This window comes from Pirellulales bacterium (assembly GCA_019694435.1).
Taxonomy (GTDB): Bacteria; Planctomycetota; Planctomycetia; order Pirellulales; family JAEUIK01; genus JAIBBZ01.
Map to the genome: position 1 here is coordinate 1 of JAIBBZ010000069.1, position 8,578 is coordinate 8,578.

Annotated in this window: 6 protein-coding genes; 2 read left to right on the top strand and 4 right to left on the bottom strand. The window is 65.0% G+C overall.

The genetic code is table 11. The annotated features are described in order from the left end of the window. Window positions 1-1,254, top strand: a 1,254-nt coding sequence (locus K1X74_23080; protein MBX7169235.1) for an Hsp70 family protein, incomplete at its 5' end; no start/stop codon positions are given. A gap of 139 nt (window positions 1,255-1,393) precedes the next feature. Then, window positions 1,394-4,081: an ATP-dependent chaperone ClpB gene (gene clpB, locus K1X74_23085; protein MBX7169236.1), complete on the top strand. Its 2,688-nt coding sequence runs from the start codon at window positions 1,394-1,396 to the stop codon at window positions 4,079-4,081. A gap of 107 nt (window positions 4,082-4,188) precedes the next feature. On the opposite strand, the gene K1X74_23090 is transcribed toward clpB, so the two are convergent. The 4 genes from K1X74_23090 to K1X74_23105 form a co-directional block, all read right to left on the bottom strand. After that, the gene (locus tag K1X74_23090) at window positions 4,189-5,565 is read right to left on the bottom strand and encodes a sigma-54 dependent transcriptional regulator (protein ID MBX7169237.1); all 1,377 of its coding nucleotides are present in this window, start codon (window positions 5,563-5,565) and stop codon (window positions 4,189-4,191) included. 528 nt (window positions 5,566-6,093) lie between these two features. Further along, window positions 6,094-6,693: a non-canonical purine NTP pyrophosphatase gene (locus tag K1X74_23095; GenBank protein ID MBX7169238.1), complete on the bottom strand. Its 600-nt coding sequence runs from the start codon at window positions 6,691-6,693 to the stop codon at window positions 6,094-6,096. Between the two features lie 26 nt (window positions 6,694-6,719). Beyond that, entirely contained in the window at window positions 6,720-7,973 is a 1,254-nt protein-coding gene (locus tag K1X74_23100; protein MBX7169239.1) for a hypothetical protein, read from the bottom strand. A 104-nt stretch (window positions 7,974-8,077) separates the two neighbouring features. Continuing rightward, on the bottom strand, window positions 8,078-8,578 hold a 501-nt coding region (locus K1X74_23105), incomplete at its 5' end, for a hypothetical protein (GenBank protein MBX7169240.1).

Here is an 8,578-nt window from a genome sequence, read left to right on the forward strand (position 1 = left end):
GACACGCACCTGGGCGGCGACGACTTCGACCAGGCCCTGATCAACTATGTGGCCGACGAGTTCCAGCGCGAGCAAGGCATCGACCTGCGCAAGGACACGATGGCCCTGCAACGCCTGCAGGAAGCCTGCGAAAAGGCCAAGAAAGAACTCAGTTCGTCGGCCACGACCGACATCAATCTGCCGTTCATCACGGCCGACGCGAGCGGTCCCAAGCACCTGCAGATTTCGATCCCGCGCGCCAAGTTCGAGCAGTTGGTCGACCAACTGGTCGAGCGCTGCCGCGGCCCGGTGCTGCGGGCCCTGGAAGACGCCAAGCTCAAGCCCTCGGAAATCGACGAGGTCGTGCTGGTGGGCGGTTCGACCCGGATTCCGAAGGTCCAGGAGCTGGTACGCAAGCTGTTCAACAAGGAGCCTCACAAGGGCGTCAACCCCGACGAGGTGGTGGCCGTCGGCGCGGCGATTCAAGGTGGCGTGCTGTCGGGCACGGTGCAGGACGTGCTGCTGTTGGACGTGACGCCGCTATCGCTGGGCATCGAAACGCTCGGTGGCGTGATGACCCGGCTGATCGAGCGCAACACGACGATTCCCTGCGAGCGCAAGCAGGAGTTCAGCACGGCCGACGACAATCAAACGGCCGTGACGATCAAGGTGTTCCAGGGCGAACGCGAGATGGCCAACGACAATCGGCTGCTCGGACAGTTCAACCTCGAGGGCCTTCCGCCGGCGCCGCGCGGCGTGCCACGGATCGAGGTCAAGTTCGACATCGACGCCAACGGCATCCTGAACGTTTCGGCCAAGGACATGGCCACCAGCAAGGAGCAGACGGTCCGGATCCAGAACACCGGCGGCTTGTCGAAGGACGAGATCGACCGGATGAAGCGCGATGCGGAACAGCATGCCGGCGAAGACAAGAAGCGTCGCGAGCTGGCCGAGCTGCGCAACCAGAGCGAGTCGATGTGCTTCCAACTTGAGAAACTCCTCAAGGAGCACGAGGGCAAGCTCGGTGACGCAGACAAGACGGCTGTCACGTCGGCGATCGAGAAGACGCGCTCGGTGGCCAAGGGCGAAGACGTCGAGGCGATCAAGCAGGCGATCCACGAGCTCGAACAGGCTTCGCACGCCGTGAGCCGGGCCTTGTATTCCGGCACCGGCGGGGCGCAGCCTGGCGGCCCCGCGCCCGGCGACGGCGCCAGCAAGCCGAAGTCGAGCGAGGACGACGCCATCGACGCGGAATTCGAAGTCAAGGATTCCTGATCCCGTTTCGCCTGTAACGGAAGTGGGAAGAGGGCGACGAACTGATCCGCGGGCAGCCGTCCGGAACCGGCTGCCGCGGACGACCGCCGTGTGAAGTTGTGCGCACCAGGTACGCGCCGACGGCGCCAGGAGGCACGCGATGGCATTCCGCTTCGACAAGTTCACGATCAAGGCCCAAGAGGCCGTGCAGCGCGCTAGCAACCTGGCCGCCGACCGCGGCAATGCCCAGATCGAGCCGCTGCACCTGCTCGCCGGACTGCTGGCCGAAACCGACGGCCTGGTCCGCCCGCTGATCGACAAGATCGGGGCCAATCGCGGGCAGCTCGACCAGGTCGTCTCGGCGGACTTGGCGAGGCTCCCCAGCTCGAGCGGTGGCGCTACGCCGCAGCTCAGCTCGGTGGCTGCGCAGATCCTGTCGGCTGCGCAACAAGAAGCCGACACGATGAAGGACGAGTACGTCTCGACCGAGCATCTGCTGTTGGCTCTCACCAAGACGGATTCACCCGCCAAACGCCTCTTGAAGCTCCACGCGATCGGCGATCAGGAATTGCTGGCGGCGCTGCGTGCCGTGCGCGGCTCCGGGCGCGTGGCCGATCAGAACCCCGAGGAAAAATTCCAGGCCCTGAAGCGCTACGGCATCGACCTGGTCGAACGCGCCCGCGCCGGCAAGCTCGACCCGGTGATCGGCCGCGATCAGGAGATTCGCCGCGTCATCCAAGTGCTCTCGCGGCGCACGAAGAACAATCCCGTCCTGATCGGCGAGCCGGGCGTCGGCAAGACGGCCATCGCCGAAGGCTTGGCGCTACGGATCATTCAGGGCGACGTGCCCGAGAGCCTGAAGAACAAGCGCGTGGTGGCGCTCGACTTGGGGGCGCTCGTCGCGGGCACCAAGTTTCGCGGCGAGTTCGAGGAACGGCTCAAGGCCGTCTTGCGCGAAGTCGAGGAAGCCGCCGGCGGCGTGATCCTGTTCATCGACGAACTGCACACGGTGGTCGGGGCTGGCCGGGCCGAAGGAGGCAGCGACGCCTCGAACTTGCTCAAGCCGGCGCTGGCCCGCGGCGAGTTGCGTTGCATCGGCGCGACGACGCTCGACGAGTATCGCCAGTACATCGAAAAGGATGCCGCGCTCGAACGACGCTTTCAGCCGGTGTTCGTCGGCGAACCGAGCGTCGAAGACACGATCGCGATCCTGCGCGGATTGAAGCCCCGCTACGAAGCGCACCACAAGGGCGTGAAGATCAAAGACTCGGCCCTGGTCGCCGCGGCCCAGCTTTCGCACCGCTACATCTCCGATCGGTTCCTTCCCGACAAGGCGATCGACCTGATGGACGAGGCGACCAGCCGGCTGGCGATGGAGCTGGAAAGCGTGCCGACGGAAATCGACGAGGTGCAGCGGCGGCTGATGCAATTGGAGCTGGCGGCCCGGCAACTGGCCGAGGAAACCGAGGAGCACGCCCAGGAACAGCGCCAGGAAATCGAAGCAGAAATGCACTCGCTACGGGCCAAGCTGGCCGATCTGCGCGAACAGTGGGAGGCCGAAAAGCTCGGCGCCGGCGACGTGCAGCAAGTCCACGAGCAGCTCGCCAAAGTGCAGTTGGAATTCGACCAACTCAGCGCCGCGATCAAGCAGAAGCAGGCCGCAGGCGAACCGGTCGAAGAAGCGCAATATCAGCGACTGTTCGAGCTGGAATCGCAGCGCAAAGCGTTGGCGCGGCGACTCGAGGACAAGGACGCCGCTCCGGCCGCGACGACCGGCCGCCGCTTGCTGCGGCGCGAGGTGGGGCCCGAGGAAATCGCCGAGGTCGTCAGCGCTTGGACGGGAATTCCGGTCTCCCGCATGATGGAAACCGAGCGGGCCAAGCTGTTGGTGCTCGAAGAGCGGTTGCACCAGCGCGTGGTCGGCCAGGACGAGGCGGTCACGGCCGTGGCAAACGCCGTGCGGCGCAGCCGTTCGGGCCTGCAAGATCCGAATCGCCCGATCGGCTCGTTCCTGTTCCTTGGTCCCACGGGCGTGGGCAAGACCGAGTTGTGCAAGGCCCTGGCCGAAGTGCTGTTCGACGACGAGACGGCCATGGTCCGGCTCGACATGAGCGAGTTCATGGAACGGCACACCGTGAGCCGGTTGATCGGCGCGCCGCCGGGCTACGTCGGCTACGAAGAGGGCGGTCGCCTGACCGAGGCCGTGCGCCGCCGGCCCTATTGCGTGGTCTTGCTCGACGAAATCGAAAAGGCCCACCAGGACGTGTTCAACATTCTGCTGCAAGTCCTCGACGATGGCCGGTTGAGCGACAACCAGGGACACACGGTCGACTTTACCAACACGATCATCGTCATGACGTCGAACCTGGGGAGCCACGCGATCCAGGAGATTTCGAGCCAAGGCGGCAGCGACACGGAGATTCGCGAAGCGGTGTTCGAGGCGATTAAGACGCGGTTCCTGCCCGAGTTCATCAACCGCATCGACGAAACGATCGTCTTCCATCCGTTGCAGCCGCAGCAGATTCGCAAGATCGTCGAGCTGCAGATCGCCCGGCTGGAGAAGCAACTGGAACAGAACGATTTGCACCTCACGGTGACGAATGCTGCGATGGACGCGATCGCGGCCGAGGGCTACGACGTGACCTATGGCGCTCGCCCGTTGAAACGCGTGATCCAGCAGAAGATCCAGAACCCGCTGGCGACGGAAATCCTACGGCAGGAGTTCACGACCGGCAGCGACATCGTGGTCGACTACCAGTTCGACGAGTTCACGTTCGCCGCGACGCAGCGTGCACCGGGCGGAAACGGCAGCCGCGCAGCCGAGGGGCAGCCCGCGGCCACGGCCTAAGCGCCGCGCGCGGGGCGCCCGCGGAAACGATTCAGCCCCCGGCGAACTGTTTGGGTTCGCCGGGGGCTGATTGTTCGATGGGTCAAGGTTGCGCCACGGCCGGCCGCTCAATGGGCCAGGTGTTTCTCTTCGAGCCCCAGGCGCTTCATCTTCTTGTAGAGCGTCGTCCGGTTGACGCCCAGCGCGTCGGCGGTGAGCTGCCGGTTCCAGTTATTGCGCTCGAGCATTTCCAGGATGATTTGGCGCTCGGGTGCCGAGAGCGCCTGCTTGAGCGAGCGGTTTTGCACGCATTCGATCGGCACCGGCCCCTCGGCGAGAAACTGCGACGGCAAGTCGCCAAGCGTGACCAGATCGCCTTTGCAGAGCAACACGCCGCGCTCCACGATGTTCTGCAGCTCGCGGACGTTGCCCGGCCAGCGATAGCGTTGCAGGGCCGCCAACGTTTCGTCGGCGAAGCCGCGCACCTTGCGGCCCGAGTCCTGGCAGGCCTTTTGCAAGAAGTGCTGCGCGAGCGCGGGAATATCCGAGATCCGCTCGCGCAAGGCGGGCAGTTCGATGTTGATCACGTTGATGCGGTAATACAGATCCTGCCGGAACCTGCCCGCCGCCACGGCCTGGGCCAGGTCTTCGTTCGTGGCCAGGATCACGCGGACGTCGACCGTCTGCGTCTTGGTGCCGCCCACCGGCTCGAACTGCAGCTCTTGCAAGACGCGAAGCAGCTTGACCTGCATGCCCGGCGACGCGGTGCCAATTTCGTCGAGAAAGATCGTGCCGCCGTCGGCCTGGAGGAATTTACCGACCTTCTCGGTCGTCGCCCCGGTGAAGGCGCCGGCCACGTGGCCGAACAATTCGCTTTCCAGCAATGTCTCGGGCAGCGCGCCGCAGGCCACTTCGACGAACGGCTTGTCGCGGCGCGGGCTGCGGCGATGGATGGCACGAGCAATGAGTGACTTGCCGGTCCCGCTTTCGCCGGTGATCAACATCGTCGCCCGCGTATCGGCCACGCAGTCGATCATGTCGAAGACCTTCTTCATGCGATGGTCTTGACCGACGATGCTTTCGAGGCCGAAGCGGATGTCGAGCTGGGCCTTGAGGTTCTTGTTTTCGGCGATCATCTCGCGCTGACCCAGGGCCCGTTCGATCGCCAGTTCCAGTTCCTGGTCGATGAGCGGTTTGGTCAAGAAGTCGAAGGCGCCGCGGCGCATCGCTTCCATCGCCGTTTCGATCGTGCCGTAGCCGGTGATGATGATGACGGCCGTGTCGGGATGATGCTCGCAGCAATGGGCCAGGATTTCGAAGCCGTCGCGATCCGGCAGATGGATATCGGCCAAGACGAGCTGATAGGGACGCTTGGCCAAGGCCGCGAGGCACTCGGCATAGGTGCGCGCCGTGTCGACTCGGTGGCCCTGCTCGCGCAGCCAGTCGGCCATCGAGTTGAGAATGTGTTGATCGTCGTCTACCAACAGCAGCGAGCCGGTCTTCATGGCAAGCAATTCCCCAAGCGGATGAATGTCTCGGCCAGCGCCAGCGCAACTCCGCGGCAGCCGCAGGGCTGCACAGATGGCCTGGGCCGGCTGTCGTGCCCCGAGGGAGTGGGGGCAGCAGTCGCCGTGGCGCAGCGGCGGCGAATCGTAGAGATCGGCCGATGCTGTACCGCGTTCTTGGGGAGGCGTACCAACGACTTCCGGTGTCGAAGTTTATCTACGTCACGGGTCGCGAGGCGTCAACGCGGCGACTCAGGGCATCAACGGCCCCGTTTGGATGCCACCCCTTGGGTGGGAATCGCCGGGTTGTGAAGTGACGAAACTGTCGCAACGAGCAGAAAACCAGCTTGTCGGTCCGCGGCAGAACCGGTAGATTCCTTGCAATGATCATTCGCGGGGCAGCCGCGTCATTCTCGAGCAGCCCAAGGTTATTTGCCTTGGGCTGCTTTTTTTCGCCCGCCGCGTGTTGGCGACGCCGCACGAAAACCGCCGCGCGAGCCAGGGCGGCATGACCGTCGCACGGCAATCTCAAGTTGCGGCCAACTCGCGACAGATCGCCGGCAAGATGGACTTCAGCGCCCGGGAGCGGTGGCTCAGGCACGATTTGACGGTTGCACCAAGCTCGCCGACCGTGCGGTGGTATTCGACGATCTCGAACAAGGGGTCATACCCGAACCCCGCTTGGCCGACCGGCTCGGTGCGAATGCGTCCGCGACAGGTTTCTTCGGCCTCGGCGCGAATCGTACCATCGGGCGCTGCCAAGGTTGCGTGGCACACGTACCAGGCCCCACGGCGCTCGGTCGGCACCCCGGCCAGCTGATCGAGCAGCAGCCGGTTGTTGGCTTCGTCCGTGGCGTTGGCACCGGCAAACCGCGCCGAATAAACGCCCGGGGCCCCTTCGAGCGCGGCAACGCAGAGCCCGCTGTCTTCGGCCAGCACCCACCGCTGGAGACGCCTGGCCTGGGCTTGGGCTTTGAGCGCCGCGTTGGCGGCAAACGAGTCGCCGTCTTCGACGACATCGAGGACCGGCGGAAAGTCGCTCAGCGTAGCCACCGCAATTCCCGCGGGGGCCAGCAGCTCGGCGAGTTCCTGCCCTTTTTTGAGATTCGTAGTGCCCAGCACCAACAGCGGCCGCGTCACTCGTGTGCTTTCCGTCAATCGAACAAGCTCGCCCGCGTGAAAGAACCGCTGACCGATTCGCGCGGCACCTCGACCGGCAACGGCTGAACGTCGAACGCGATGCCGCCCAGGCTCTTGGCCTTGCCTACGGGGGCAGTGCTCCCGGCCGTGGCGCTCTTCTTGGCCCCGAAGGTCTCCATCAGCCGATGGATTTGCGGGTTGATCTCAATCTTACCGTCGGCACGCGGCGTGCCAACCGCGTCGAAGCTGCCGACGGTGACGAGACTCAGGTAGCGATCGTGGAATTCATAGGCCTCGTAGCCCTTGGCACGCAGTGCCACGGTGAGCTTGTGCGCCTTCATCGCGGCCTCGGCCAGCTTGCTCTCGGCCTCATCGTTGTCGTCGAGCAAGTGCTGGGTGTTCTTCTCCAGGATCACCGAGCGTCCCATGAAGGTGGCCACGCGCACGGAGTACTTCTTCGGGCAATCCAACAGGCTGTGCTCGACGTTTTGGTTCATCTTGACGACGAGCGGGTCCAGTCCCGACGGGCGAAAGTACTCGCGCGGCAGCAGGGGGTTCGTCGTCACGAACGCGTGGCCCATCGGTCCGTAGTCCTTCTGCTCGTTACCGATGAGCTGGTGCGCTTCGCGCTGCATGGCGCGCAGGCCGGCCAGCGGGCGGCTCGTCGGTTTGCCGTCCTGCGGCTGCAGGCACTCGGGCTGGGCTAGCTTGAGCTTCTGCAAGACTTTCTGGGCCTGCGGATCGTCGACCGTCGAGTAGTCACCCACGAGCACGGCGATTTCCTTGTACTTGTTGCCGCGCTGGTAGTGCATCTTGGCCACGCTGCCGTCGGCCTCGAGCGCGCGGCCGACGATGGGCTTCGAGAAATCGAAATCCATCGCGTGGGTGTAGGCAGGCAGCTTGTAGCGCGACCGCAGTTCCATCACCAGCTCATGCGCGTCGCGCTCGGCGTGGTCGCCCAGAAAGGTCACGGCCATGATCATCCAGGGGCCGTTGTCTTCGGTGATCGCGTAATCCTGGTCGGGACTCGACTCGATCCGCTTGAACACGCTGATTCGCTGCCAAACCGGCTCGGCAGCCGCGGGGGCGACCGTCAGCGTCAGTGTCAGCAGCATCCACGCACGAAACCAGCAGCGGCGCATCGGCATGGTCTCCGGACAGGCGCAGTCGCAGGGGAAATGATCGAGTGACAAACCGTCGGCCCAGCGGGGATTCGCTGCGCCGGCGCTTTCGCCCTGACACAGGGCCGGCCAAGGAACCTCGGCCATCTTGGGAAAAGCGGGGCGGACCTTACCAGACGCCCTGCGGGCCGACCAGAGCGGATTGCGCGATGCTTGCGTCGGCATCGCGCCGCAAGCTGGCGGCTGTGCTGCTAGCGATGCGCGACGCGGCGATTTGCCGGGCTTTCGTCCAGCGGCAATGCCAGCAATTGCCCGCCGCGAACCGGGCCGGCAAGGACGTCGACGAGTTGACCGCGATAGCCGGGTCGCCGGGCGGCTGCCAGGTCGGCCCCGCATGCTGCGGTCACCGCGACGGGCACATAACGGCAGGCCGTGCCCAGCCCCCTGCGATCGTCGGTGTCGTCCAGACCCTCGATCAAGACACGCAAGCGGCGGCCTGCGAGTTGCTCCAGGTATCGCTGGCGCAAGCGCTCGTCGAGCTGTTGCAGCCGTTCGACGCGTTCGGCCTTCACTTCGGCCGGCACCTGGTCGACAAACTCGGCCGCGGGCGTGCCGCGGCGCCGGCTGTAAGGAAAGATGTTAGTGCGTGAACAGCCGATCGCCTCGAGGGCCGTGCAAGTGGCTTGAAAATCCGCCTCGCTCTCGCCAGGAAAGCCCACGATCACGTCGGTCGTCAAGGCCGGCTGGTCGAG